Below are 24,258 nucleotides of genomic sequence, written 5' to 3'. Positions count from 1 at the left end.
ACCAGTAGAAGGACACCATCATGCGTCGCGCGTTGATCGTCGTGGATGTGCAGAACGACTTCTGCGAGGGGGGCAGCCTCGCGGTGGCCGGGGGTGCGGATGTCGCCGCCGCGATCACCGAGCTGATCGGGCAGGCGGGGGGCACCGGGTACCGCCATGTGGTGGCCACCCGGGACTGCCACATCGCGCCCGGCGGCCACTTCGCGGACGACCCGGACTACGTCCGCTCCTGGCCGGCGCACTGTGTCGCCGGCACGGAGGGGGTGGGCTTCCACCCGAACTTCGCCCCGGCGGTCGCCTCCGGCGCGATCGACGCCGTCTTCGACAAGGGCGCCTACTCCGCCGCGTACAGCGGTTTCGAGGGCGCCGACGAGAACGGCACCCCGCTCGCCGACTGGCTGCGGGCCCGTGAGATCGACGAGGTCGACGTGGTGGGCATCGCCACGGACCACTGTGTGCGCGCGACCGCCCTGGACGCCGCCCGGGAGGGCTTTCGCACCCAGATCCTGCTGGACCTGACGGCGGGTGTCTCCCCGGCGACGACGGAGCGGGCCCTGGAGGAGCTGCGGGACGCGGGCGTGGAGCTCACCGGCAAGCCCGTCGTGAGCGGCTGATCCGCTACTGGACCACCGCTGACCTGCGCAGCAGCGCCCGGATCGGATGCCAGAGCTCCGGCGGCAGGACACCGTTGTCCGCGGGTGCCGTGCGCCATATCAGGCCGTCGGGGTGGTGCAGGACCGCCGTGATCTCGTCCGGCGTCGGGGGCGCGGTGTTGCCCCGCAGATAGATCGGCCGCAGGCCCAGATTGCGCAGCCGGGTCAGGGCGCGGGCGCGGTTGCCTGCGTGCACCAGGACCCGGACGCCGGCGGCGTCGTCGGGCAGGTTCAGCGCGACGACGACCGTGCCGTTCGGCAGTTTGCAGAAGCCTCCAGCGGCCATGCGGTCACATCCCCGTTCCGGTCGGTGTCAATAAGCGAGTCACAGAACGCACCTAAACACGATCGGCGGCGACCCGCCAGGGGGTTGCCGCCGATACGCGTTTGACCTGCGAAGATGCCGGTTACTTCACCGCGGGTCCGACCTTGACCGAGATCGTCGAGCCGTCCTTGGCCTCGCGGACGATCGAGATCTTGGTGTTGGTGTCAGTTACCTTCACGCCGCCGGCCGGGTTCGCCGGGTCGTAGTAGTCGCTGGTGTGGTCGTTGAAGACCGAGACGCCCCTGGAGGACTTGATCTTCGTCGCGACGTCCGCGTTGTGCAGCGTGAGGCCGTCCGTGCGGTACAGGCTGAACGGGGAGTCGTACGCCTGCATCCGGTTGCGCATCAGCGTGCCGTCACTCCAGCGCAGCGCGGTCGGGTGCGAGTCGATCGGCAGGATCTGGCCGACGCCCGGGTGGTCCTTGGCGTTGGTGTTGTTGTCCGCCTGGGACAGGTCCCACTTCCAGATCAACAGGCCGTTCTGGTACGGGTAGTGCTCCACCCAGTCGGGCCGCGCCTTCGAACCGAAGTTGTACGGGCCGGTCTTGAGCGTGGTGTCGTACGACACGTACTGCCGGTTCTCGGCGATGTAGTACTGCGGGTAGTCCTTGGTGAAGGACGCCCCGATGCGGGAGAACCCGTTGGAGGTCCAGGCGTTGTCCGCCGACTCGGCGTCGTCCGAGAAGAGCGCGGCGCCGTCGGCGGTCACGGTGATCTCGTCCGCGGTGAAGCCGTTCTCCGCGACGCCGCCGTCCGTGAGGTAGCGGAAGCGCAGCTGGATCTTCTGGCCGGCGTAGGCGTCCAGGGAGTACGACAGCTTCTTGTCGGTCTCCGAGAAGCCGGTCAGCGCGGGCTTGTCGCCGCCGTCACGCGGGATGGCCTGGCCGTCCGCGGTGCCGTCCAGGGCGGTCCAGTTGGCGCCGCCGTCGGTGGACACCTCGGTGTAGAGGTAGTCGTAGTTGTCCTCGATGGCCCACCAGCCGTCCAGGCTCAGCGTGGCCGAGGACTTGCCCGTGAGGTCGACGGACCGGGTCAGCGTGTTCTTCAGGTCGTTGCCGCTGCCGCTCCACCACTGGGTGGCACCCTGCGCGGGCTGGGTGATCTCGGTGGTGACCGCCTTGTCGGGCAGGCTGACCACCAGGGCCTGCTTGTTCTTGGTGTTGTACTCGGCGACGCCCAGCTTGTGCGAGGACTTCTTGCCGGCCTTGGCGGTGTCGTAGTTCAGCCAGCCCAGCTGCAGCTTGTCCCAGGCGTTCATGTCGCCGGGCAGGTCACCGATGGACTCCTTGCCGGTGCCCAGCCAGGAACCGGAGGACATCAGGGTCCAGAAGCCGGTGGAGTTGTCGCCGCCGTCGGTGTCGTACTCGTCCGGCAGGCCGAGGTCGTGGCCGTACTCGTGGGCGAAGACGCCGAGTCCGCCGTTCTCCGGCTGGATGGTGTAGTCGCCGACCCAGACACCGGTGTCGCCGACCTGCGCGCCGCCGAGCTTGTTGGCATCGGGGCCGGTGGAGCCGGCGTCGGTGCCGAAGGCGTACCAGCGGTGGGCCCAGATGGCGTCCGTGCCCTGGGCGCCGCCGCCCGCGGACTCGTCCTCACCGGCGTGCACCAGCTGGAAGTGGTCTATGTAGCCGTCGGGCTCGTTGAAGTTGCCGTCGCCGTCGTAGTCGTAACGGTCCCACTGGTCGTACTTGGCGAGGTCCTTCTTGATGTCGGCCTCGGACTTGCCGGCCGCCTTCTGCTGGGCGACCCAGGAGTTCAGGCCGTCGCTGACCACGTTCCAGACGCTGGTGCAGTTGGTGGAGCCGCACGCGTCGTTGCCGTAACGGGCCTCGTTGTAGGGGACCTTGACCCAGTCGGAGACCTCGCCGTCCACGGAGTAGCGGCCCGAGGACTGCTTCTCGTAGTACTTCTTCAGCGACTCGGTGTTCTTGCCGGTGCCGAAGTAGAGGTCCTGGAAGTGCTTCTGGTTGTAGTCCTTCTGCCAGGCCGTGGAGTTGTCCTGCTTGCGGTCCGGCGCGGCGATCGTGTTGTGCAGCGGCCCGGGGGTGCCGCCGAACTTGGGATCGGTCTGGTCGCCGAACTCCACCAGGATCGTGAAGATCTTGTCGGTCTTCTCGCGGCTGAGCTCGACGTACTTGCTCTTGCCCTTGCCGCTCTTGAGCTTGACGACCTTGGAGCCGTCGCGCTCCTGCGGGCTGGCCTTGCCCGCGATGATCTGGTTGAGCGCCTCTTCGCGCTGAGCCTTCTGGGTCTTGCTCAGCGGGCCGTCGAGGTCGTGCGACTTCTGCTGCACCGGGGCCGGGTCGTGCCGGTGCACGGCGCTGGCCGGGGCCTGCCCGGTGCTCGCCTCCGCGACCGCGAAGGTGGCGAACGTGGCGGAGGCCGCCGCGATCGTGACACCGATCGCGGCCGCTCTGAACGTCCAGGATCTGCTGGTCACTTGAGTTCCTCCCCCGCGCCCCGCGCGCGGACAGGGGGTTCCCGTGTTCGGAAGTCCGTGCGCGCATGACAAGCGCGTGTTCAAGTGACGACATTTGACTAGAGGTTTAGAAGAAAAGACAGATCTTGACTCGGTAAGGCTCGGTGCACTATGCGGAGTTGACACCGGCTTTAGACAGAGCGTGCTTCCTGTGCGCCCCCCGTGCATCGGCGGCGTGGGTTAGGTCACGCTTACCGGAGCGCCGGCTCGGGCATGCAGGCGAGGAGAGAGTCGAACGGCCACCCCGACACCCGAAGACCTCCGAGGACACGATTGCCATGCCTCGTCCGACCGTCGCCCAGCTCGCCTACGGCGCGAGCACCGTGATCTTCTCGACCCTCGCCATGCTGCTGCTGTCCCAGACGAGTTCGGGCGTCGGGATCGCCGTCATCGCCCTCGCGGCACTCGCGCTCGGACTGCTGGTCGCGATGACGGTGCCGGTGCCGGGGGCCCGCGGCGCACAGCAGGAGGCCGCCGGAACGGCCCCGGAGGGGGAGCGCGTCCCGACGGCCCTGTGAGGCCGGCCGCTCAGCGGCGCGGTTCGGTCTCGGTGCTGACCACGACCGTCTTGGCCGCCTTGTCGTGCAGACCCTGTTTGTAGGGCTTGTCGAAGAAGCTCCAGCCGCCGCAGATCACGGTCCAGATGCAGGCGCAGCAGAAGGCGAACGGCAGCCACAGCACCAGCGCGCGCAGCAGTGAGGTCTGCGCGCTGGGGGTGGCGCCGTCGGACAGGTTGGCCACCCGCATGTGCAGCCACTTCTTGCCGAGGGTCTGGCCGGCCTTGTGGATGAAGAAGGTGTCGTAGGCGATGTAGAGCACGGCGGCGATCACGGACTGCCCCAGGGAGCGGGCGGCGTCGATCCGGTCGCCGTTCACGTCGTACTCGCGCACATTGAACGCCCAGGTGAGCAGGTAGACGACGATGCCGACCAGGATCATGTCGATGATCCGGGCGAGGGTCCGCTTGGCGCTGTCGGCGAGCGGGGGCATGCCGGCCAGCGGATCGCCGGGGTAGCCCCCGGCGCCGTGCGGGCCGCCCCCGTAAGGGCCGCCGGGGGGCGGGGGTTGCTGACCCCCGTAAGGGGGTGGCTGCTGGCCTCCGTAGGGAGGTGGTTCCTGGCCTCCGTAGGGAGGCGGTTGCCGCTCGCCGCCCGGGGGCGGGGAGTCGTACGGCGAGCCCTGCCCCTGGTTCGGCGGGGGCGGCTTCCTGAACGGGTCGTCCTCGGGTGGCTGCTCTCCGGAGCCGGGGGGCGGTGCGCTGCTCATGGCCCGAGTGGATCGCGAACGCCCCGGCTCCGCATCCGACGGACGGCCGTACGGGGTACGGGGCACGGCCGATCCGCCGACGCCCCGGGTCAGCCCGCGACGAAGGTGTGCGCCGCCTTGTCGTGCCAGCACTGGTGCCAGGGCCGGTCGAACAGGCACCACAGCACGCCCACGATCCCGATGCCGAGCAGCCCCGGAACGCTGTACACCAGCCAGCGGCGCAGCGCCGGGGCGAAGGCCGGGGGCTCATGGCCCTCGATGTCGCGCACGTCGAGGCCGCACAGCTTCTTGCCGAGGGTGCGGCCCCATTTGACGGTGGGCAGCACCTCGTAGAGGACGCCGAGGACGAGCAGTACGGCGAGGACGATGCCGAGGCTGGTGCCGGTGGTCCCGTCGAGCAGCCAGACGGTGACCTCGTGCCCGGACTGCCGGGCCGTGTCGACCTTCTGCTGGATGTGGTCGAGGGCCCGGGTGCCGAGGGGGACGGCCGCGACGGCGGTCACGGCGCCCACGACCACGGTGTCGATCAGCCGGGCCGCGAGCCGCTTGCCGAGTCCTGCCGGGCGGGCGGCGGCCTGTCTGCGCGCCGCCGCCTGGAAGACGTCCTCCACCGGCGGCTTCCACGGCGCGACGGGCTGCTCCTCCGCCGTGCCCCCGGCCAGCTGGTGCACCTGCTGCGCCCAGGATCCCTGTCCGGGCCCGCCCTGGGGCGGCACCTGCGGAGCGGCGGGCGCGGGCCCCCGGTTCTGGGGCGGCTGTACGGCGCCGAAGCCGGACCCCGGGGCGGGGGCCGCGGGCGTGGCGGGTGCCGGGGGCGTCGCGGGGGTGGGCGCGGCGACCGGGCCCTGGGCGTGGAAGCCGGGCGCATCGGCCTGCTTCGGCGGTACCGGGCGCATCGTCATGGTGCCGTCGTCCGTACGACCGGTGACCGGGCGCCGGAAGACGAAGGTGCCGGGGTCGGGGGCGTCGCGCTCGGCCGGCGGGATCGCGGCGGTGCCGTCGGTGCGCTCCGCCCGCCCGTCGGGCTGCGCGGGCTCCTCGGCGGGCACCCGGGGGTCGGCACCCCAGGGGGCTCCGGCCTGTGCGGGCACGGACGCCTGCCGCGGATCGGCGGGCCCGGCCTGCTGCCCGGCGGCGGCACTCTGGTCCCAGGGGCCGCCCTGCCCCGATCGGCCGCCCCACTCCCCCGCGGGCCCCGACACGCCCGCCTGGCCGGTCTGTTGGCCGGGCACGCCCACGCCCGGCTGTCCCCCTTGCCGAGCGGGAGCGGCACCCGGGTGGCCCAGCTGCCCGGCCGCTCCGGCGAGTTGGCCGGAACCACCCGCGTGGCCCCCTTGACCGGGCACCCCCGCCCGGCCCTGGGCACCGGTCCCGTCCGCCGCGGGCCAGGGCCCGGGGGCGCCGGAACCCCCCGCGTCCGGCGCGGAGTTGCCCGTGACCGCCGGGCCCGAGGCGGCCGGACCGCCGGGTTCCTCGTCGAAGAAGTGCGGGCCCGTCTCCTCCACGGCCGGGGTGACACCCGGGGGCGGGGCGAGCGTTTCGCCGTCCTTCGGGGCCGGGCGGCTGGTGCCGGGCACCCAGGCGGCGCCGTTCCAGTACCGGACGTAGCCGGGGATGGACGGGTCCGGGTAGTAGCCCTCGCGGGGCCGGTCGTCACCGGGGGCCGGGGTTGGGGCGCTCATGTCCGTCGTCCCGTATCTGCTCGTGGGTGGGATGGGGCCTCCCACATCTATCAGACGCGGGCACGCGCCACCGCCAGTCCCGCAGGACCCACTCCATCCGGGCAACGCCGCACGCGCCGCCCGGACCGGGCCGAAAAAAATTTCTCCGGACCCGCGTAATGCACGGGCCGTTGCCCCCTCTCCCCTGGTACGGGCCCGCACCGAGCGGCCCCGCGCAGTCCCCGGCACGAAAGGAAACCCAGGTCATGCAGCACACCGTGGTGGAGCGGGAGCTCGAACTCAAGCTGATCCTGTCGCCCGAGCGGAGCATCCCGGTCCCGGCCCGGCTCGTCTACCGCTCCGACGACCCCTACGCCGTCCATGTCGTCTTCCACATCAACTCCGAGTTCCCGGTGCACTGGACGTTCGCCCGCGATCTGCTGGTGGAGGGGGTGTTCCGGCCGTGCGGGCACGGGGACGTGCGGGTGTGGCCGACGAAGTCGGCGGGGCGCAGCGTCGTCCTGATGGCGCTGACCTCGCCCGACGGGGACGCGCTCCTGGAGGCGCCGACCCCGCAGGTCTCCGCCTGGCTGGAGCGCACCCTGCGGGTGGTCCCGCCGGGCACGGAGGGCGGGCAGCTCGGCATCGACGACGCCCTCGACCAGCTGCTCGCCCGGTGAAACCGGCCGGAGCGACCCGCCCGGCGGCCTCAGAAGAGCTTGCCCGGGTTGAGGATGCCGAGCGGATCGAAGACCTGCTTCACCGATCGCTGCATCTCCACCCCGACCGGCCCGATCTCCCGGGCCAGCCAGTCCTTCTTCAGTACCCCGACGCCGTGTTCGCCGGTGATGGTGCCGCCCAGTTCCAGGCCGAGGGCCATGATCTCGTCGAAGGACTCGCGGGCCCGGCGGGACTCGTCCTCGTCCTGGGCGTCGAAGCAGACGGTGGGGTGGGTGTTGCCGTCGCCCGCGTGGGCGCAGACGCCGATCGTCAGGTCGTACTTCGCCGCGATCCGGTCGATGCCCTCCAGCATGGCGCCGAGCCTGGAGCGGGGTACGCACACGTCGTCGATCATCGTCGTGCCCTTGACCGCCTCCAGCGCGGTCAGCGAGAGCCGCCGGGCCTTGAGGAGCAGCTCGGACTCGGCCGCGTCCTCGGCCGGGACGACCTCGGTGGCACCGGCGGCCTCGCACAGGGCGCCGAGGGCGGCGAGGTCGGCGGCCGGGTCCGGGGTGTCGAAGGCGGCGAGCAGCAGTGCCTCGGTGGTCTCCGGCAGGCCCATGTGGGCCAGTTCGTTGACCGCCTTGACGGTCGTACGGTCCATCAGTTCGAGGAGGGAGGGGAGGTGGCCGCCGGCCATGATCCGGCAGACGGCGTCGCAGGCGCTCGCGGCGGAGGGGAACTCGGCGGCCAGCACGAGCTGCTGGGGCGGCTTGGGCTTGAGGCCGAGGACCGCGCGCACCACGATGCCGAGGGAGCCTTCCGAGCCGACGAACAGCCGGGTGAGGTCGTAGCCGGCGACGCCCTTGGCGGTGCGCCGTCCGGTGGACAGCAGCCGGCCGTCGGCGAGGACGACGTCCAGGCCGAGGACGTACTCGGCGGTCACGCCGTACTTCACACAGCACAGGCCGCCGGAGCCGGTGCCGATGTTGCCGCCGATGGTGCACATCTCCCAGCTGGAGGGGTCCGGCGGGTAGTACAGGCCGTGCTCCTCGACGGCGCGGGAGAGGTCCGCGTTGATCACGCCCGGTTCGACCACGGCGACCCGGTCGACGGGGCTGATCTCCAGGATGCGGTCCATCTTGGTGAGGGACAGCACGACGCAGCCGTCCGAGGCGTTGGCCGCGCCGGACAGTCCGCTGCGGGCGCCCTGGGGGACGACGGGGACGCGCAGTGCGGTGGCGGTGCGCATGACGTGCTGCACCTGCTCCACGGTGCGCGGCAGGACCACGACGGCGGGGGCTCCGGCGGGGCAGAAGCTGGCCATGTCGTGGGCGTAGGCGGCCGTGACGTCGGGGTCGGTCAGCACGGCCTCGGGGGGCAGTCCGGCCAGGAGCCGGTCGGTGAGGCTGCCGGTTGCTGCGATGGCTTCGATGGCTTCATCGCGACGTGCTTCGATGCGGCTCATGATCACAGGTTCGCACTCACGGCCATCGGTGTGAACCCCGTCAGCCTCTCGCCACGCCCGGCGCGATCTTCTTGTCATATTGACGCACAGTGAGCGCCATGGACAACCGAGTGAGCGAGCCGGGAACGCCCCTGCCGAGCGGGCCGCCCGCGCCCCGCCGTTCCCGGCGGTTGCTGCGGCGGGTACTGGTCACCGCGCTGAGCGGCGGTGTGGTCGCGGGAGCGGTCCTTGCCATCTGGCCGGGGATCGGACCCGGGGCCCCGAGTCAGCCCGCCCCGGGGCCCCGGGCCCACCGGGCGCAGCTGCGCGCCCCGGTACAGGCGGCGCAGGCGCTGACCGCGCTGACCTCCGGGATGCCGGCGACGCTGCCGGCCCTGACGGCGCTGATCGGGCAGCAGGAGCAGCGGGTGCGGGCCCAGCCGCAGGACGCGAAGGCGTGGGCGGTGCTGGGGACGGCGTACGTCGAACGGGGGCGCGCCACCGCCGGGGCGGCGGACTTCCCGCGGGCCGAGAAGGCGCTGGAGACCTCGCTCCAGATGGTGGACGAGGAACAGAACCTCCAGGCGCTGGACGGCCTGACCGCGCTGTCCCTGGCACGCCGTGACTTCACCGAGGCGAAACGTTACGCCGAGCAGGCCCAGGAGCTGGCTCCGGCGCGGTGGTCGTCGTACTCCCAGCTCATCGACGCCGATACCGGGCTCGGCGACTACGACGCGGTCGGCGACTCCTTCGACAAGCTGATGGCGCTCAAGCCGGGCGCGGCCGAGCGTCCCGCGGTGATGGCGCGGGCCGCCGCGGTCTACCGGAACCGGGGCTGGCGCGAGGACGCGGTGGCCCAGCTGACCGACGCGGCCGCCGCCGCCCGCACCCCCGCCGAACAGGCCGCCTATCTCACCCAGTTGGGCCAGCTGGCCTTCGAGCGCGGCGACCTCCAGGACGCGCTGCGGCACTATGACGCGGCCCTGCGCCAGGACGCCGACCAGCCGGCCGCGCCGGCGGGGCGGGCCCGGGTGCTGGCGGCGCTGGGCCGTTCGACGCAGGCGGTGACCGCGTACCGCACCGCGCTGGCCCGCCGCCCGGACCCGCGCGACGCGCTCGACCTGGGCGAGCTGTACGAGTCGCTGGGCATGGCCAAGCAGGCCCGCGAGAGCTACGACCAAGTGCGGGAGCTGGCCCGGCGGGAGACGTCGAACGGGGTCGACGACGAGCTGGTGCTCGGCCGGTACGAGGCCGATCACGGGGACGCGCAGCAGGCCGTGGAGCGGCTGCGCGGCGAGTACGACCGCCAGCCCGGCACCGAGGTGGCCGACGCCCTCGGCTGGGCGCTGCACCGGGTCGGCGAGGACGACGAGGCCCTGGAGTACGCCACGACGGCCACGGACGGCACGAAGGGCGGGGGCGTGCGCAGCGCGCTGTACGCCTATCACCGGGGCGCGATCGAATCCGCCCTGGAACTGGACGGGCCCGCCCGGCGCAGCCTGCAGGAGGCGCTCCAGATCAGCCCGGCGTTCTCCCCGCTGTGGGCCCGCGAGGCGAAGTCGGCCCTCGCGGCACTGGGGAATCCGCCGGATGTGGCGGTGCCGGGCTGAGCCATGACGGGGACCGGCCGGTGGGTGCGGCACCGGGCGGTCCCCGTCATGAGGGGGGTGGCGGTCGCTCTCTCCAGAGGTTGCCGTCCAGAGGTTGCCGTCTAGAGGTTGCCGCGCTTCTCCTGCTCGCGCTCGATCGCCTCGAACAGGGCCTTGAAGTTGCCCTTGCCGAAGCCCATCGAGCCGTGCCGCTCGATGATCTCGAAGAACACCGTCGGACGGTCCTGGACCGGCTTGGTGAAGATCTGCAGCAGGTAGCCGTCCTCGTCGCGGTCGACCAGGATCTTCAGCTCGCGCAGGGTCTCCACCGGCACCCGGGTCTCGCCCGCCCACTCGCCGAGGGTCTCGTAGTACGAGTCCGGGGTGTTGAGGAACTCGACGCCGGCCGCGCGCATGTCGCGGACGGTCTGCACGATGTCGTTGGAGTTCAGCGCGATGTGCTGGACACCGGGACCGCCGTAGAACTCCAGGTACTCGTCGATCTGGGACTTCTTCTTGGCGATCGCGGGCTCGTTGAGCGGGAACTTCACCTTCAGGGTGCCGTCCGCGACGACCTTCGACATCAGCGCGCTGTACTCGGTCGCGATGTCGTCGCCCACGAACTCCTTCATGTTCGTGAAGCCCATGACCTTGTTGTAGAACCCGACCCACTCGTTCATCTTGCCGAGTTCGACGTTGCCGACGCAGTGGTCGATCGCCTGGAAGGTGCGGCGCTCGGGCTGCGCGACGATCGGCTTGGCGGCCACGAAGCCGGGGAGGTAGGGGCCCTCGTAGCCGGTGCGCTCGACCAGGGTGTGGCGGGTCTCGCCGTAGGTGGCGATGGCCGCGAGGACGACGGTGCCGTGCTCGTCCTTGACCTCGTACGGCTCGTCGATGGAGCGGGCGCCCTGCGCGACGGCGTACTCGTACGCGGCGCGGGCGTCCGGGACCTCGATGGCCAGGTCGATGACGCCGTCGCCGTGCTCGGCGACGTGCTGCTCGATGAAGCGGCCCCACTCGCTGGACTGCTTGATCACCGAGGTGAAGACGAACCGGGCCGAGCCGTTCTCCAGGACGTAACTGGCGGTCTCGCGGCTGCCGTTCTCCGGTCCGGAGTAGGCGACCAGCTTCATGCCGAAGGCGGAGGAGTAGTAGTGCGCCGCCTGCTTGGCGTTGCCCACGGCGAAGACGACCGCGTCCATTCCCTTGACCGGGAAGGGGTCGGCCTGCCGGGCGGTCGCGTCGGGAGTGTGCTGTGTGGTCTGCGTCATAGCGGAAGGGTGACCGGACTCTGCAAGGTGCGCAATAGTTCCCGCATTCACTGGGCAATTTGTTAAGCGGAACGGCCCATCGGCCGGACTTTCTGTACATGATGACCACCCCGGGAGGGGCTGTGGCGATCGATCATCTGGACGGGCAGATCATTGTGCTGCTGGCACGGGAGCCGCGTATCGGCGTGCTGGAGATGTCCCGGCGGCTCGGGGTCGCCCGGGGCACCGCGCAGGCCCGGCTCGACCGGCTCCAGTCGAACGGGGTGATCCGCGGCTTCGGCCCCCAGGTGGACCCCGCGGCCCTCGGCTATCCGGTCACCGCGTTCGCCACGCTCCAGATCCGGCAGGGCCAGGGGGCCGACGTACGGGCCTACTTGACCACGGTGCCCGAGGTGCTGGAGCTGCTGACCACGACCGGCAGCGGGGACATGCTGTGCCGTCTGGTGGCCCGCTCGAACGCCGATCTGCAACGGGTGATCGACCGGGTCGTCGGCTTCGAGGGCATCGTGCGGGCCTCCACGGCGATCGTGATGGAGAACCCGGTGCCGCTGCGGGTGATTCCGCTGGTGGAGCAGGCGGCGGAGGAGTGAGGGGCGGGGCGGGCAGGTCCGACGGGCAGTCGATGCAAAGAAGTTGATGCAAAAGAGGCGTTGCAAAGGAGGCTTTGCATAGCTATCTTTGTATGCATGACGGAGCACGAGACACCGAAACAGCGCCGGCTGGACGCCCGCTCACTGCGCGGGCTCGCCCATCCCCTGCGGATGCAGCTGCTGGACGCCCTGCGGGACCACGGCCCCGCCACCGCGTCCCAACTGGCCGAGCGGCTCGGTGAGTCCAGCGGCGCGACCAGCTACCACCTGCGCCAGCTCGCCGACCACGGCTTCGTCGAGGACGCGCCGGAGCTGGGCAGGGGCCGGGAGCGCTGGTGGCAGGCGGTCGCCCAGGGACTGGCGTACGACAGCACGGACTTCGAGGACGCGAGCCCCGAGGTACGGGGGCTCACGGAGGTCTTCCTCCAGGAGGGCGCCGCCCGGCACGGCCGTGAGCTGGCCGCCTGGCTCAGCACCCGCGACGAATGGTCCCCGGCGTGGTCCCGGGCCACCGACATGAGTGACATGAAGCTGCGGCTCACGCCCGACCTCGCGCTCGAACTCATCGAGAAGATGCACGAGTTGATCGACGGCTACCGCGACCGCGAGATCGCCGCGGACGCTCCCGAGGCGGAGCAGGTCCGCGTCCACACGCACCTGTTCCCCATCAACGCGAAGTAATCCGACCCGAAGTGAGAGGCACCGCCATGGAGATCAACACCCAGCTCGCCCGGCAGCACCGCGCCGACCTCCGCGCCCGGGCCACCGCCCACCACCTCGCCACCGCGGTGAGGCCGGCGACGGAACTGCGGACCCGCGTCGGCTGGACCCTGGTCGACCTGGGGCTGCGGCTCGTCTCCACCCCGCGCCCGGCGGTGGCGCTCGCGCGCTAGGGCCCGTCGGACAGGTCCTAGCAGCTCGGTACCGAGCCCTTTCCGGTCTCCAGGGCATGCAGGGAGTCGACCGCGCTCTTCAAGGTGGTCACCGGGACCAGGCGCAGGCCCTTGGGGAGGTCGCCGCGGGCGTCGGCGCACTCGGCCCTCGGGACCAAGAAGACGGTGGCACCGTCCCGGCGGGCGGCCTGCGTCTTGAGGCCCACCCCGCCGACCGCGCCCACATTGCCCGCCTCGTCGATCGTGCCCGTACCGGCGACGGTACGGCCGCCGGTGAGATCGCCGCCGTGGCCGTCGCCGTGCAGCTTGTCGATGATCCCCAGCGTGAACAGCAGGCCCGCGCTCGGGCCGCCCACGTCCGCCAGCTTCAGCGTGACCTTGACCTTGTCGGGGCTCAGATCGAGGTACTTGAGCGCCGCGCTGGTCGCCGCGTCCTGCGACTGCCGCATCTGCGCCGTGTTGTGCTGCTCGATCTCCTTGAGCGTGTTGCCGCTCGGGTACACCGCGCCGCGGGGCATCACGGCCCGGTCGGTACGGAACCAGTCACCGGCCAGGTCCGAGAGGGTGAGACGGGCGTCGGGGCCGGTCGCCTCGATGGTGACCATCCTCAGCTGTCCGCTCGTCCGGCGGGTGTCGGCGCCCTTGACCGTGATCACCTGCGCGCCCCGGTTCGAGCCCAGCACGTTCGCCGTCATCCCGGGCTGCGCCACGGAGAAGGGCAGCGGCGCGAACACCGCGGTGGCGAGGAGCGCGACGACGGGAAGCGCGCACAGGGTGAGGGCCTGGGGGCGCGTGAGACGTGAGAGCACGGATTCAATTTACGTGACGTGTGCCCTCCGGCGGCCCGGCGGTGACCGACAGGGCGCACGGCATCGTTTTCGGCCGCCGCTGAGTGCGGCCTCGGCGCGCGGTTCCCCGCGCCCCTCAAGGGGGCGCCGCGGTGCCCTCGGCCGCGACGCGCACCGGAGCCCCGCGGCTCAGCGCAACGCCTCCGCCACCTCCCGGGCCGCCTCCACCACCCTCGGGCCGACGCGTTCCGGGACGGAGTCCGCGAGCATGACGACGCCCACGCTGCCCTCCACCCCCGTGACCCCCACCAGCGGCGCGGCCGCCCCGCACGCGCCGGTCTCCAGCTCGCCCTGGGTCAGGGTGTAGGCGGGTTCCGCGACGGGGGCCCGGCGGGCGGCCAGGATCGCGCGGCCCGCCGCGCCCCGGTCCAGGGGGTGCCGGAAGCCCGCGCGGTACGCCACGTGGTAGTCGGTCCAGGTCGGCTCGACCACCGCCACCGCCAGCGCCTCCGTGCCGTCGACCAGCGTGAGATGCGCCGTCGCGCCTATCTCCTCCGCCAGCGACCGCAGCGCGGGCAGCGCGGCCTCCCGGACCAGCGGATGCACCTGGCGCCCGAGCCGCAGCACCCCCAGCCCGACGCGGGCCCGGCCGCCCAGATCACGTCGTACCAGAGCGTGCTGCTCCAGCGTGGCGAGCAGCCGGTACACCACGGTCCGGTTCACGCCCAGTTTGGTGGACAGCTCGGTGACGGTGAGCCCGTGGTCGGTGTCGGCGAGCAGCTTGAGGACACGCAGTCCCCGGTCGAGCGTCTGAGAGGTCTCCGCGGTCACGACGCCCACTCCTTCGGCGGTGAGGTCGGCGGTACCCCCGAGCGGGAAATGCGTCACCGAGTCCCGTCGGCGACGCGCTCCAGAGGCCGCCGATCGGCAGGACGGCCCGGCGGCTCCGGACCCTGTCGCTTTCACGGCTGCGCTCCGCGGCGGCGCTGCCACGGGGCGTTGCGTAGCGGGACAGTAGCGAAGCGGGTTCGCTGAGCGGAAGTCTTGGTCCAGAATCCGGGCAAGGACGAAGACGAACTGACGGTATACGTCCGGATACGTACGGCAGCGTAACCCGAGGCGTCAGCCGCGCGTCAGCGCATCCGGGTCGCCCACTCCTGCACCTTGGTGATCCGCTGCTTCAGCTGTCCCGCCGTCGCCTCCGCGCTCGGCGGTCCGCCGCACACCCGGCGCAGCTCGGTGTGGATCACCCCGTGCGGCTTGCCGCTCTGGTGGACGTAGGCGCTCACGAGCGTGTTGAGCCGCTTGCGCAGCTCCATCATCTCCTTGTGGGAGACCACGGGGCGCCGCTCGGCGGGCAGTTCGAGCAGATCGGCCTCGGTGTCCGGCTTCTTCTTGCTGTGCGCGATCTGCCGGGCCTGCCGCTTCTGGAGCAGCATCTGCACCTGGTCGGGCTCCAGCAGTCCGGGGATGCCGAGGTAGTCCTGCTCCTCCTCGCTGCCCGGGTGGGCCTGCATGCCGAACTCGGCGCCGTCGAAGAGCACCCGGTCGAAGACGGCCTCGGACTCCAGCGCCTCGAAGGAGAACTGCTCCTGCTCGCCGGTGTCCTCGTCCTGCTCCTTGTTCGCCTCCTCCATCTCCTTCTCGGACTCGGCGTACGGGTCCTCCTCACCCTCCTTCTTCGGCTTGTCGAGGGCGTGGTCCCGTTCCTTCTCCATCTCGTTGGCGAAGGTGAGCAGGTCGGGCACCGTCGGCAGGAAGACGGAAGCGGTCTCGCCGCGCCGCCGGGAACGCACGAAACGGCCGACGGCCTGTGCGAAGAACAGCGGGGTGGAGATGGTGGTGGCGTACACGCCGACCGCGAGGCGGGGCACGTCGACGCCCTCGGACACCATGCGGACCGCGACCATCCAGCGGTCCTCGCTCGCGCTGAAGTCGTCGATGCGCCGGGAGGCGCCGGTGTCGTCGGACAGGACGACCGTGGCCTTCGTACCGGTGATCTCGCGGATCAGCTTGGCGTAGGCGCGGGCGGAGTCCTGGTCGGAGGCGATGACGAGCGCGCCGGCGTCCGGGATGGCCTTCCTGACCTCGGTGAGCCGCTGATCGGCGGCGCGCAGCACGCTGGGCATCCAGTCGCCGCGCGGGTCGAGCGCGGTGCGCCAGGCCTGGCTGACCGCGTCCTTGGTCATCGGCTCGCCGAGCCGGGCGGCGATCTCGTCACCGGCCTTGGTGCGCCAGCGCATCTGCCCGCTGTAGGAGAGGAAGATGACCGGGCGCACGACGCCGTCGGAGAGCGCGGAGCCGTACCCGTAGGTGTAGTCGGCGGACGAGCGGCGGATGCCGGCGTTGTCCTCCTCGTACGTCACGAAGGGGATGGGGTTGGTGTCGGAGCGGAAGGGCGTACCGGTCAGCGCGAGCCGCCGGGTCGCGGGCTCGAACGCCTCCAGGCACGCCTCGCCCCAGGACTTGGAGTCGCCGGCGTGGTGGATCTCGTCCAGGATCACCAGGGTCTTGCGCTGCTCGGCGCGGTTGCGGTGCAGCATGGGCCGGACGCCGACGCCCGCGTAGGTGACGGCGACGCCGTCGTACTCCCGGCCGAGCGGCCCGGCGCTGTACTCCGGGTCGAGCTTGATGCCGACCCGCGCCGCCGCCTCGGCCCACTGCTTCTTCAGGTGCTCGGTGGGCGCGACGACGGTCACCTGCTGCACCACGTGGTGGTGCAGCAGCCATGAGGCCAGCGTCAGCGCGAAGGTGGTCTTGCCGGCGCCGGGCGTGGCGACGGCGAGGAAGTCACGCGGCTGCTCCTGGATGTACTTCTCCATCGCCCCCTGCTGCCAGGCACGCAGCTTGTTGGCGGTACCCCACGGCGCGCGGCCGGGGAAGGCGGGGGAAAGGTGGTGCGAGGAAGCGGCGGTGGTAGTCACGGTCTCCGTGGTCAGGTTCAGTCGGCTACGTATGACAACCGGGCCACCCTACCGGCGTCACCCTCCCCTCCCGCCCCGAACGACCCGGGGTCGGCGCCGGGTGGGACCCACGTCACAACTCCCGCAGCCGCCCCGCGATCACGCCCACGTCGCTCTGTGTCCCCGCCGCCACATCGATGACCAGCGCGTACGCCGCGTCCTGGTCGGCGCAGGCCAGGTCGACCCCGTTGAGCGAGAGGAAGGTGGCGGTGGCGAGCCAGGCGGTGCGCTTGTTGCCGTCGACCAGGGGGTGGTTCGCGGCGAGGGCGTGCAGCAGGGCGGCGGCCTGTTCGTACAGGTCGTCGTAGGCGGCGGTGCCGAACATCCGGGCGCGGGGGCGGTGCACGGCGGAGGCGAGCAGCCCCGGCTCCCGCGCCTCGGGCGGCCGCCCGCCGAAGGCGAGCGTGGCGAGGGCGGTGACGTCGGCGACGGTGAGGTGGCGGGTGGCGGGGGTGTCTCCGGTGCCGGCGGTGTCTCGGATGTCCGTGATGTCATGCATGTCGGCGGCGTCGGGGGTGACGGAGGTGTCTCCGGTGACGGTGGGGTCTCGGGTATCGGTGGTGTCTCGGGTGTTCATTCGCCGAGCCTCCTCAGCAGGTCGGCGTGGGCGCCCGCCAGCCGCTCGGCGGTCTCGCGCACGGCCGTCTCCTCCGTCGTCAGATACCGGCGTACGGCCTCCACCACCACCTGCTCGGATGTGTGCCCCTGTGCGTCGGCGAGGTCGCAGAGTGCCTGGTGGGTGGCGGGGTCGAGGTGCACGGTCAGTGGGCGCATGACGGCCAGCGTAGATGTGTGATCAGGGGCCGGACCACGGGATTACGAGCCCGCCGGGGCCGTCTTCCTGCTGGCCGGCCGGTCGCCGCTCCCGCACCGGGTCGCCACCCACACACCCGCCAGGGCGACCACCGCCATGGCGAAGAAGACGACGGCGAACGCGGCGGGGTGGGCGGCGGTGCCGCCGCCGAGGGCCGCGAAGGCGGCGCCCGCGGCGGCGAGGAGGAGGGCGTTGGAGAGGGCGTCGGAGATCTGGAGGGCGGCGGAGTTGGCGCCGGCTTCCTCGGGGGCGGACAGGCGCAGCAGCAGGACGCTGGTGGAGGAGATCACCAGGCCCATGCCGAGGCAGCCGAAGGCCCAGACGACGGCGACGATCCAGGCCGGTACGGCGGGCAGCAGCACGCTCGGCGCGGTCGCCAGGGCGGCGACGACCAGCACCATCCCGGCGGTCATCAGCGGCTCCCGGTACGGCGCGAGGCGCGGCCGGGACTGGAGCCAGGAGCCCAGCGCCCAGGTGCCGCCGCCCGCGGCCAGCGAGAGCCCCGCGAGCGTCGGCGACAGGCCGCGCTGGGTGACCAGCATCAGCGGCACGAAGGACTCGGCGGCGACGAACGATCCCGCGCACACCCCGCGCAGCAGAACGACGGAGGGCAGTCCGCGGGCGGCCCGGTAGGTGCCGCGCGGCAGCAGGCCGAGGACGGCGGGGACCAGCAGGGCGGCGCCGGCCGCGGCGGGGACGAGGGAGAGGGGGCGCAGGTCCTGGGCGGCGTACTGGACGAGCCCGGCGCCGAGGGCGATCCCGAGGGCGAGCCGGATGCGCCGGCGGTCGAGGGGGGCGGGGGCGGCCTCCGCGTCGACCGGTCCCGACGCCCGGCGGCGTATCTGGGGCAGGGCGAGGGCCAGCGGGAAGACGACGAGGACCGGGATGCCGAGGAAGACCCAGCGCCAGCCGAGCTGTTCGGTGACGGCGCCGGAGGCGAGGGGGCCGACGATGGACGGCACGACCCAGCCGGCCGCGAACGCCGCCATGATCGCGGGGCGCAGCCGCTCGGGGTAGGCGCGGCCGACGACCACGTACAGCGCGACGATGACGAGGCCGCCGCCGAGTCCCTGTACGGCGCGTCCGAGGATGAACACCCACATCGTCTGTGCGGTGCCGGCTATCACCAGGCCCGCGGCGAACGAGCCGATGCCAGTGGTCAGCGCGGCGAGCGGGCCGCGACGGTCGGCCCACTGACCGGCCAGGACCATGCCGAAGAGGCTGGTGGTGAAGAACCCGGAGAACGCGAAGGCGTAACTCGCCACGCCGTGCAGTTCGCGGGCCGCGACGGGCATGGCGGTGCCGACGGCGGTCGCCTCGAAGGCGATCAGGAACACGACGGACACGATGCCGACGCTCAACGCCCGGTGGGCCCGGCCCAGCACCCCGCCGCCCTGCTCGAAGCCTTCCTCCACCACGACGTCGTCGACACGGGACCCCAGCACACTCATGCCCGCCAGAGTAAGGCCCACAACCCCGAATGACTCCTGTCGAAGGTCCCCCTCCCCCTGCGACCTTGGACCTAGTGGCTCGAAGCCGTGAACCAGCTCCTGTCCATCGCGACCGGCCCGAGCCGGTTACCCCGGCCGCAGAGCAGCCGGGCCAGGACACCCGAGCGGTCAGGCCGCCAGAGCACCGGTGCGGGCCGCGAACTCGCGGACGCCCTCGATCCGGGTCGGCCCGTACAGCAGCCCGGCCGTCAGCGCCCGCAGCGAGGGCCGCCGCACCTCCTGCGGCGCTTCCTGCTCGACCCGCCGCAGCGCGGCGAACGTCTGCTGGCCGTCGCCGAGCGCGTTCCACATGCGGGCGACGTCGGTCCATGCCCGCGCCCGCCGCTCCGCCGTCGACATCCGGTCGACGTCCAGCCGGGCCGCGACCGGCACCGCCTCGTCCGGGGTGCCCAGCGCGTTCAGCACGCTGATCCGGTACTCGTCGACCTGCGTCCGGGTCGCCTCCACCGTGAACAGGCCGGGAACCGCAGCCCGCCGACTGGCCTCCTCCTCAGCCTCCTCCAGCAGCGACAGGGCCGTTGTCCTGTCCCGGCCGGTCGCCGCCGAGTATGCGCCGGTCAGCAGCAGCATCGTCCGCACCGCGCCGGTGTGGTCGCGGGAGGCGTCCAGGTCGGCGGCCTCCTTGGCCAGCAGGTGCACCGCGGCCGTGGACCGGCCCGAGCGGCGCATGGCGATCGCCAGCTGCCGGGAGGCCTCACCGACGGCCACCGGGATGCCGCTGCAGCGCGCGGCCGCCAACGCCCGGTCGGCGGCCACCCACGCCGCATCGCTGTGCTGCTTGGTCGCCAGCTCCGCCGCCAGCACGTACGAACGGGCCAGTGCCAGGTCGGCCTCCTCTCGGGGCCGGCCCGACACGGCGTCCCGTGTCGCGGTCGCCGCGGCGATCAGGCCGGGCAGCGCCTGCCCGAGCCGCGTGTACTGGGTGGCGCAGTAGTCCCGGCGTGCCGCGGCGATCTGCGCAACCAGCCGAGGCAGCGGCACCGGCGCCGCCTGCGGCAGCCGGAACAGCACCACGTCCAAATCCACAGGCTCGGCAGCGGCGGCCGGCTCGGCACCGACGACGGCCGCCGCCCCTGCTGCCACCGCTCCCGTCAGCAGCTCCCTACGACGCACCTCGTCCTCCTCGTCCGACCGGCAACCTCCAGCCACCGTAGCGACATTGGTCAGGCCGGGTACGGCAGACGCACACAGCTGCTCGGGCGGGATCCCTAAGAACGCCGCGAACTTCAGCAGGGTCGGGTAGTCGACGCTCATCCGCCCGCTCTCGATGCGGGAGACCGCCGACGCCGAATAGCCACAGGCATCACCGACCTGCGTCTGTGTCAGGCGCGCGGCACAGCGCGCCCCGCGTAACAGAGCGCCGATCCGAACATCCGCGCCCATGGGCACCTCCTTGGTCCCGGGGTGGGGTGGTAGAGAACCTAGCGGCGCGTGCGAGGCGTTGGCAGGGCGCGCGGATGCACATCGTGTGCCGGATCCGCACACCGGTTGCCGATGCCCGTCCGGCCACTGCGCAGGGCCTGTGCAGGCCGCCATGGTGAAGACCGCACCCGGTAAACGCCGGGCGTCTCCTCGACCGGACCTCCAACTGCGGCACACCCATGCCGTCGGCCGGTCATCCTCATCGGAGGCACGTATGAAGCTGCTGGTCACCGGCGGCGCCGGTTTCATCGGCTCCCACTTCGTCAGGCGCATGCTTCGCGCCGACGACATCGAGCAGATCACCGTCCTCGACGCACTGACGTACGCGGGCAGCAGGAGCAACCTCGGGCAGGCATTCCTCGACTCGAAGCTGGTGTTCGTCGTCGGGGACATCTGCAACGTCGGCCTGGTCGACGACCTCATGGCCCAGCACACCGCGGTCGTCCACTTCGCCGCAGAGTCCCACGTCGACCGCTCGTTCACGACCGCCGGAACGTTCGTCACCACGAACGTCATCGGCACGCAGACCCTCGCCGACGCCGCCATGCGGCACGGCATCACCAAGTTCGTGCACGTCTCCACGGACGAGGTGTACGGGCCGCTGCTGGACGGCGCGGCCACCGAGGACTACCCGCTGCGCCCGACCGTCCCCTACGCCGCCTCCAAGGCCGCCAGCGACCTGGTCGCCCTCAGCTACTGGCACACGTACGGAGCGCCGGTCTGCGTCACCCGCTCCTCGAACAACTACGGGCCCTGCCAGCATCCCGAGAAGATCATCCCGTTGTTCGTAACCCGCCTGCTGCGCGGCGAGCAGGTCACCCTCCACGGCGAGGGCCAGCACATCCGTAACTGGCTGCACGTCGAGGACAACTGCGCCGGCATCGAACTCGTCCTGCGCCTGGGCGTGCCGGGCGAGGTCTTCAACATCGGCGGCGGCACCGACCTGTCCGGCAAGGAGCTGACAGGCGAGCTGCTGCGGATCTGCGGCGCCGACTGGGACCGCGTCACCTACGTCCGCGACCGGCTGTCCAACGACCGCCGGTACGCCATGAACTGGGGCAAGCTCGCCGCCCTCGGCTACAAGCCGGTCCACGAATTCGAGGCCGGGCTGGAGGAGGCCGCCGACTGGTACCGGCGCAATGCCGACCGGTGGGCACCGCTCTCCCGCAGCCCGCTGCCGGCCATGCCCTCCCCGCGCGTCACCCTTGACACGACCCTGGAGCCGCAGCATGCCTAAGCACTGGCCGCAGGACGCGCTGATCGTGCTCGGCGCGTCGGAGGAGCAGATCCCGCTGTACCAGGAGGCGCGGCGCCGGGGAATCCCGACCATTGCGGTGGACATGCGGTCGGACGCCCCCGCGCTTTCGTTCGCCGACACGGCCCTGAAGATTTCCACGCGGGACACCGACGCCATCGCCGATGCGCTGGGCGACGTCCACCCCGTCGGGATCGTCTGCGGCGCGAGCGACGCCGCGCTGGCCAGCTGGCATGCCCTGGGCATGCGGTACGGCACGGCCTACGTGTACCCCGAGAGCGCACTCGCCGCCTGCGACAAAGCCGCCTTCCACGCGATCGCCGCGTCCTGCGGCGTCACCGGATACGGATGGGTCGCGTCGGACGACCCGGCGCAGGTCGTCGCCGAGGCCGCGGGGCTGCGCTTCCCACTCGTGATCAAACCGGCGGACGGATCCGGCAGCAAGGGCGTCACCCGCGTCACCCGCCCTGACGAGCTGCCCGCCGCCGTCGCCAACGCCCGCTCCTACTCCGCCTCCCAGACCGTGATCGCTGAGGAGTTCGTCCAGGGGCGCCCGTTGACCATCGAGGTCTTCATGCGGAACGGCAGAGCGCTGAAGACCTACGTGGTAGACGAGGAGTTCGTCGACGGGAGTCTCGTGCTCGGGCGGCTGCGCACTGCTCAGCTGCCCCCTGCGACGCGCACCCGACTCGAGGCCACCGCCGAAGGGCTGTGCCGTGTACTCGGCATCGTCAACGGGCCGGCGAACTTCGACGTCGTCCTCGGTGAGGACGGACGGGGACGCTTCATCGAGGCCAACGCACGCCTCGGTGGCGCCGGCATCCCCCGGCTGCTCGCCGCCGCCTACGGCGTGGACGTCGTGCGTGCGCTCATCGCACTCGTACTCGGCGAGCCGTTCGGCGACCACCTGACGCCAACGCGCGCCGAGCATGCGGCGCTGGAGCTGATCGGCTCACCGCTCGCCGCTGAAGGCGAACTGGTCGCCTGGGAGGGCATCGCCGAAGCCCGCAGCGTCCCTGAGGTCACCGATGTCGAGCTGTACGCCAAGCCAGGCGACCTCGTACGGCCTCATGACCAGGGCGCCCACAAGATCGGCCTGCTCGTCGCCGCCGGGCCGTCGGCTGCGGACGCCGCTTTGGCCCTGGAGAAGGCCGGCGCGCTGATCCGACCGATCATCCAGCCGATCACGGAGGCGAAGTGACCACGCACACCAGCTCGCCCAGCCCGGACGCCGGGCGCAACGCCAGCCCGTACCTGTACGGGGGAGAGGCCGCCGCGGTCGCCGAGGTACTCCAGCGCGGACAGTACGGGCACACGGACGTCACCGAGCGGTTCGAGCAGAAGGTCGCCGAATTCCTCGGCGTCCGCGACGCCATCGCCGTCATGTCCGGCACCGCCGCCCTGCACACCGCGCTGCTCGCCGCCGGGGTCGGTCCCGGCCACGAGGTGGTCGTGCCGTCCATGACGTTCTGCGCGAGTGTCCAGGCGATCCTGGCCACCGGCGCCACTCCGGTCTTCACGGACGTCGACCCGGCCACGCTGTGCGCCACCGATCAGCTCGTCATGGAGGCCGTCACCGACCGCACCCGCGCCGTAATGCCGGTCCTGTTCGGCGGCCGGGCCGTCAACCTCTCCGGCGTCCGCAAGGAACTGGCCGGCCGGGACATCGCCATCGTGGAGGACGCCGCGCACGCCTTCGGCTCCCGCAACGGCGCCCGCCGCGTCGGCGCCACCGGAGACCTGACCTGCTTCAGCTTCGGCCCGGTCAAGAACCTCACCTGCGGTCAAGGCGGCGTCGTCATCCCGCGCAGCCTCACCGAGGCCGCCACGCTCCGCCGTCTGCGGATGCTCGGCGTCGTCCGGTCGCACGCCGAACGCGGCCATACCACCAGCTACGGCGTGGAGGGCTTCGGACTGCGCTACCAGATGTCCGGCATCAACGCCACGATCGGCCTCGTCCAGCTCGACCACTTCGACAAGGCCGAGACGACCCGCCGGATCCTGTGGCGCGCCTACCGGCGGGCCCTCGCCGCCCTGGACGGCGTGCGCCTGATCGACGTCGATGTCGACCGCTCCGTGCCGCACCTGTGCCAGATCCTCATCCCGAACAGGGACGAGGTACACAAGCAGATGAAGGCCCGCGGTGTCGGCGTGGGCGTCCACTACCCGCCGAACCACCTGCAACCCGCGTTCGCCCAGTGGCGCCGCGACTTGCCCGCCACCGAGCAGGTCGGGCGCGAGATCCTGACGCTGCCGTTCCACCAGCACCTCTCCGAGAACGACATCGACCAGGTCGTCACCGCCCTCGGGCAGGCCCTCAAGACCGCGGGAGCCGCATCATGCGCCAGGCCGTGATCGGGAGGCGGCAAGGCAGACCGTCGAGCCGGTGACCGCCGCCCGCCAGCACTGCGCGACCCTCATCGCGGCAGAGACGGCTCGCCACGTCGGCCGGCCCCAGCAGTGACCGGCCGGCCCGCCGCGGCGGCCAGGACCTCGTCCACCAGCCGGTCCGCCGCGTCCGGGCGGCCGTACATGCGGGCCCGCTCCGCCATGGCCCGCCGGAGGTGGGCGTCAGCCAGGAGGGGGCCCACCGCTGTCTGCAACCGGGCCGCCGTCACCTCGCCGGTCAGCGCGACCGCCGCCCCGGACTGCTCCAGATGCCGGGCGTTGT

General features: G+C 71.8%; 23 protein-coding genes and 1 pseudogene. 10 read left to right on the top strand and 14 right to left on the bottom strand.

Translation table 11 applies throughout. The features are described from left to right. Positions 1-20: 20 nt before the first annotated feature. Positions 21-614: an isochorismatase family protein gene (locus AB0N90_RS10610; protein WP_361668686.1), complete on the top strand. Its 594-nt coding sequence runs from the start codon at positions 21-23 to the stop codon at positions 612-614. Positions 615-618: 4 nt separating this feature from the next. Here the strand turns inward: AB0N90_RS10610 and AB0N90_RS10605 are convergent, their stop codons facing one another. Further along, on the bottom strand, positions 619-939 hold the full coding sequence (locus AB0N90_RS10605; RefSeq protein WP_361668688.1) for a hypothetical protein: 321 nt from the start codon (positions 937-939) through the stop codon (positions 619-621). A 121-nt stretch (positions 940-1,060) separates the two neighbouring features. Then, a complete protein-coding gene (locus AB0N90_RS10600; protein WP_365194812.1) occupies positions 1,061-3,418 on the bottom strand; it encodes an immune inhibitor A domain-containing protein in 2,358 nt (785 codons plus the stop codon). A gap of 317 nt (positions 3,419-3,735) precedes the next feature. On the opposite strand from AB0N90_RS10600, the gene AB0N90_RS10595 reads away from it, so the two are divergent. Then, entirely contained in the window at positions 3,736-3,975 is a 240-nt protein-coding gene (locus AB0N90_RS10595; RefSeq protein ID WP_037651448.1) for a hypothetical protein, read from the top strand. Positions 3,976-3,985: 10 nt separating this feature from the next. Here the strand turns inward: AB0N90_RS10595 and AB0N90_RS10590 are convergent, their stop codons facing one another. Beyond that, positions 3,986-4,723: an RDD family protein gene (locus AB0N90_RS10590; protein ID WP_365194809.1), complete on the bottom strand. Its 738-nt coding sequence runs from the start codon at positions 4,721-4,723 to the stop codon at positions 3,986-3,988. 89 nt (positions 4,724-4,812) lie between these two features. Further along, positions 4,813-6,405, bottom strand: coding sequence for an RDD family protein (locus AB0N90_RS10585; protein ID WP_365194806.1), 1,593 nt, complete (start codon positions 6,403-6,405; stop codon positions 4,813-4,815). Between the two features lie 245 nt (positions 6,406-6,650). Between AB0N90_RS10585 and AB0N90_RS10580 the strand changes: the two genes are divergently transcribed. Beyond that, complete coding sequence (locus tag AB0N90_RS10580; protein WP_086809963.1) at positions 6,651-7,064, top strand: SsgA family sporulation/cell division regulator; 414 nt, start codon at positions 6,651-6,653, stop codon at positions 7,062-7,064. A gap of 29 nt (positions 7,065-7,093) precedes the next feature. Here the strand turns inward: AB0N90_RS10580 and AB0N90_RS10575 are convergent, their stop codons facing one another. Further along, positions 7,094-8,518, bottom strand: a complete 1,425-nt coding sequence (locus AB0N90_RS10575) for an FAD-linked oxidase C-terminal domain-containing protein (protein ID WP_365194805.1) — start codon at positions 8,516-8,518, stop codon at positions 7,094-7,096. Between the two features lie 92 nt (positions 8,519-8,610). Here AB0N90_RS10575 and AB0N90_RS10570 point away from each other — a divergent pair, with 92 nt between their 5' ends. Continuing rightward, positions 8,611-10,101 (top strand): tetratricopeptide repeat protein, encoded by a 1,491-nt coding sequence (locus AB0N90_RS10570; RefSeq protein WP_365194802.1) that lies wholly within the window; start codon positions 8,611-8,613, stop codon positions 10,099-10,101. A gap of 101 nt (positions 10,102-10,202) precedes the next feature. Here the strand turns inward: AB0N90_RS10570 and hppD are convergent, their stop codons facing one another. Continuing rightward, the gene (gene hppD, locus AB0N90_RS10565; RefSeq protein ID WP_365194799.1) at positions 10,203-11,351 is read right to left on the bottom strand and encodes a 4-hydroxyphenylpyruvate dioxygenase; all 1,149 of its coding nucleotides are present in this window, start codon (positions 11,349-11,351) and stop codon (positions 10,203-10,205) included. 122 nt (positions 11,352-11,473) lie between these two features. Here hppD and AB0N90_RS10560 point away from each other — a divergent pair, with 122 nt between their 5' ends. The 3 genes from AB0N90_RS10560 (at position 11,474) to AB0N90_RS10550 (ending at position 12,834) form a co-directional block, all read left to right on the top strand. Next, positions 11,474-11,941 (top strand): Lrp/AsnC family transcriptional regulator, encoded by a 468-nt coding sequence (locus AB0N90_RS10560; protein WP_037651437.1) that lies wholly within the window; start codon positions 11,474-11,476, stop codon positions 11,939-11,941. A gap of 96 nt (positions 11,942-12,037) precedes the next feature. After that, positions 12,038-12,622: a helix-turn-helix domain-containing protein gene (locus AB0N90_RS10555; protein ID WP_365194796.1), complete on the top strand. Its 585-nt coding sequence runs from the start codon at positions 12,038-12,040 to the stop codon at positions 12,620-12,622. A gap of 26 nt (positions 12,623-12,648) precedes the next feature. Further along, positions 12,649-12,834 carry a hypothetical protein gene (locus AB0N90_RS10550; protein WP_365194794.1) on the top strand — a complete coding sequence of 62 codons (186 nt, stop codon included), beginning with the start codon at positions 12,649-12,651 and terminating at the stop codon, positions 12,832-12,834. 17 nt (positions 12,835-12,851) lie between these two features. On the opposite strand, the gene AB0N90_RS10545 is transcribed toward AB0N90_RS10550, so the two are convergent. The 7 genes from AB0N90_RS10545 to AB0N90_RS10515 form a co-directional block, all read right to left on the bottom strand. After that, the gene (locus AB0N90_RS10545) at positions 12,852-13,643 is read right to left on the bottom strand and encodes a S16 family serine protease (protein ID WP_361668714.1); all 792 of its coding nucleotides are present in this window, start codon (positions 13,641-13,643) and stop codon (positions 12,852-12,854) included. A gap of 168 nt (positions 13,644-13,811) precedes the next feature. After that, a complete protein-coding gene (locus tag AB0N90_RS10540) occupies positions 13,812-14,453 on the bottom strand; it encodes a helix-turn-helix domain-containing protein (protein WP_365194791.1) in 642 nt (213 codons plus the stop codon). A 302-nt stretch (positions 14,454-14,755) separates the two neighbouring features. Beyond that, a complete protein-coding gene (locus AB0N90_RS10535; RefSeq protein WP_365194788.1) occupies positions 14,756-16,546 on the bottom strand; it encodes a DEAD/DEAH box helicase in 1,791 nt (596 codons plus the stop codon). Positions 16,547-16,658: 112 nt separating this feature from the next. Further along, on the bottom strand, positions 16,659-17,084 hold the full coding sequence (locus AB0N90_RS10530; protein WP_365195770.1) for a type II toxin-antitoxin system death-on-curing family toxin: 426 nt from the start codon (positions 17,082-17,084) through the stop codon (positions 16,659-16,661). Between the two features lie 74 nt (positions 17,085-17,158). Further along, positions 17,159-17,359, bottom strand: a complete 201-nt coding sequence (locus tag AB0N90_RS10525) for a hypothetical protein (RefSeq protein ID WP_365194785.1) — start codon at positions 17,357-17,359, stop codon at positions 17,159-17,161. 42 nt (positions 17,360-17,401) lie between these two features. Then, positions 17,402-18,850: an MFS transporter gene (locus tag AB0N90_RS10520; protein ID WP_365194783.1), complete on the bottom strand. Its 1,449-nt coding sequence runs from the start codon at positions 18,848-18,850 to the stop codon at positions 17,402-17,404. Between the two features lie 168 nt (positions 18,851-19,018). Continuing rightward, entirely contained in the window at positions 19,019-20,293 is a 1,275-nt protein-coding gene (locus tag AB0N90_RS10515; protein WP_365194780.1) for a helix-turn-helix transcriptional regulator, read from the bottom strand. 253 nt (positions 20,294-20,546) lie between these two features. Here AB0N90_RS10515 and AB0N90_RS10510 point away from each other — a divergent pair, with 253 nt between their 5' ends. Genes AB0N90_RS10510 through AB0N90_RS10500 form a run of 3 tightly spaced genes read left to right on the top strand, consistent with a single transcriptional unit; the run spans position 20,547 to position 23,942 of the window. Beyond that, positions 20,547-21,569, top strand: a complete 1,023-nt coding sequence (locus tag AB0N90_RS10510; RefSeq protein ID WP_365194778.1) for a dTDP-glucose 4,6-dehydratase — start codon at positions 20,547-20,549, stop codon at positions 21,567-21,569. Continuing rightward, on the top strand, positions 21,562-22,788 hold the full coding sequence (locus tag AB0N90_RS10505; protein ID WP_365194776.1) for an ATP-grasp domain-containing protein: 1,227 nt from the start codon (positions 21,562-21,564) through the stop codon (positions 22,786-22,788). The genes AB0N90_RS10510 and AB0N90_RS10505 overlap by 8 nt, the downstream gene beginning before the upstream one ends. Next, the gene (locus AB0N90_RS10500) at positions 22,785-23,942 is read left to right on the top strand and encodes a DegT/DnrJ/EryC1/StrS family aminotransferase (protein WP_365194773.1); all 1,158 of its coding nucleotides are present in this window, start codon (positions 22,785-22,787) and stop codon (positions 23,940-23,942) included. The genes AB0N90_RS10505 and AB0N90_RS10500 overlap by 4 nt, the downstream gene beginning before the upstream one ends. 62 nt (positions 23,943-24,004) lie before the next feature. Here the strand turns inward: AB0N90_RS10500 and AB0N90_RS10495 are convergent. Continuing rightward, positions 24,005-24,258, bottom strand: a pseudogene (locus tag AB0N90_RS10495) (hypothetical protein); the annotation flags it as partial.

The organism is Streptomyces sp. NPDC093018 (assembly GCF_040684035.1).
GTDB classification, from domain to species: Bacteria; Actinomycetota; Actinomycetes; order Streptomycetales; family Streptomycetaceae; genus Streptomyces; species Streptomyces murinus.
This window is presented reverse-complemented; position numbering and strand designations above follow the sequence as displayed.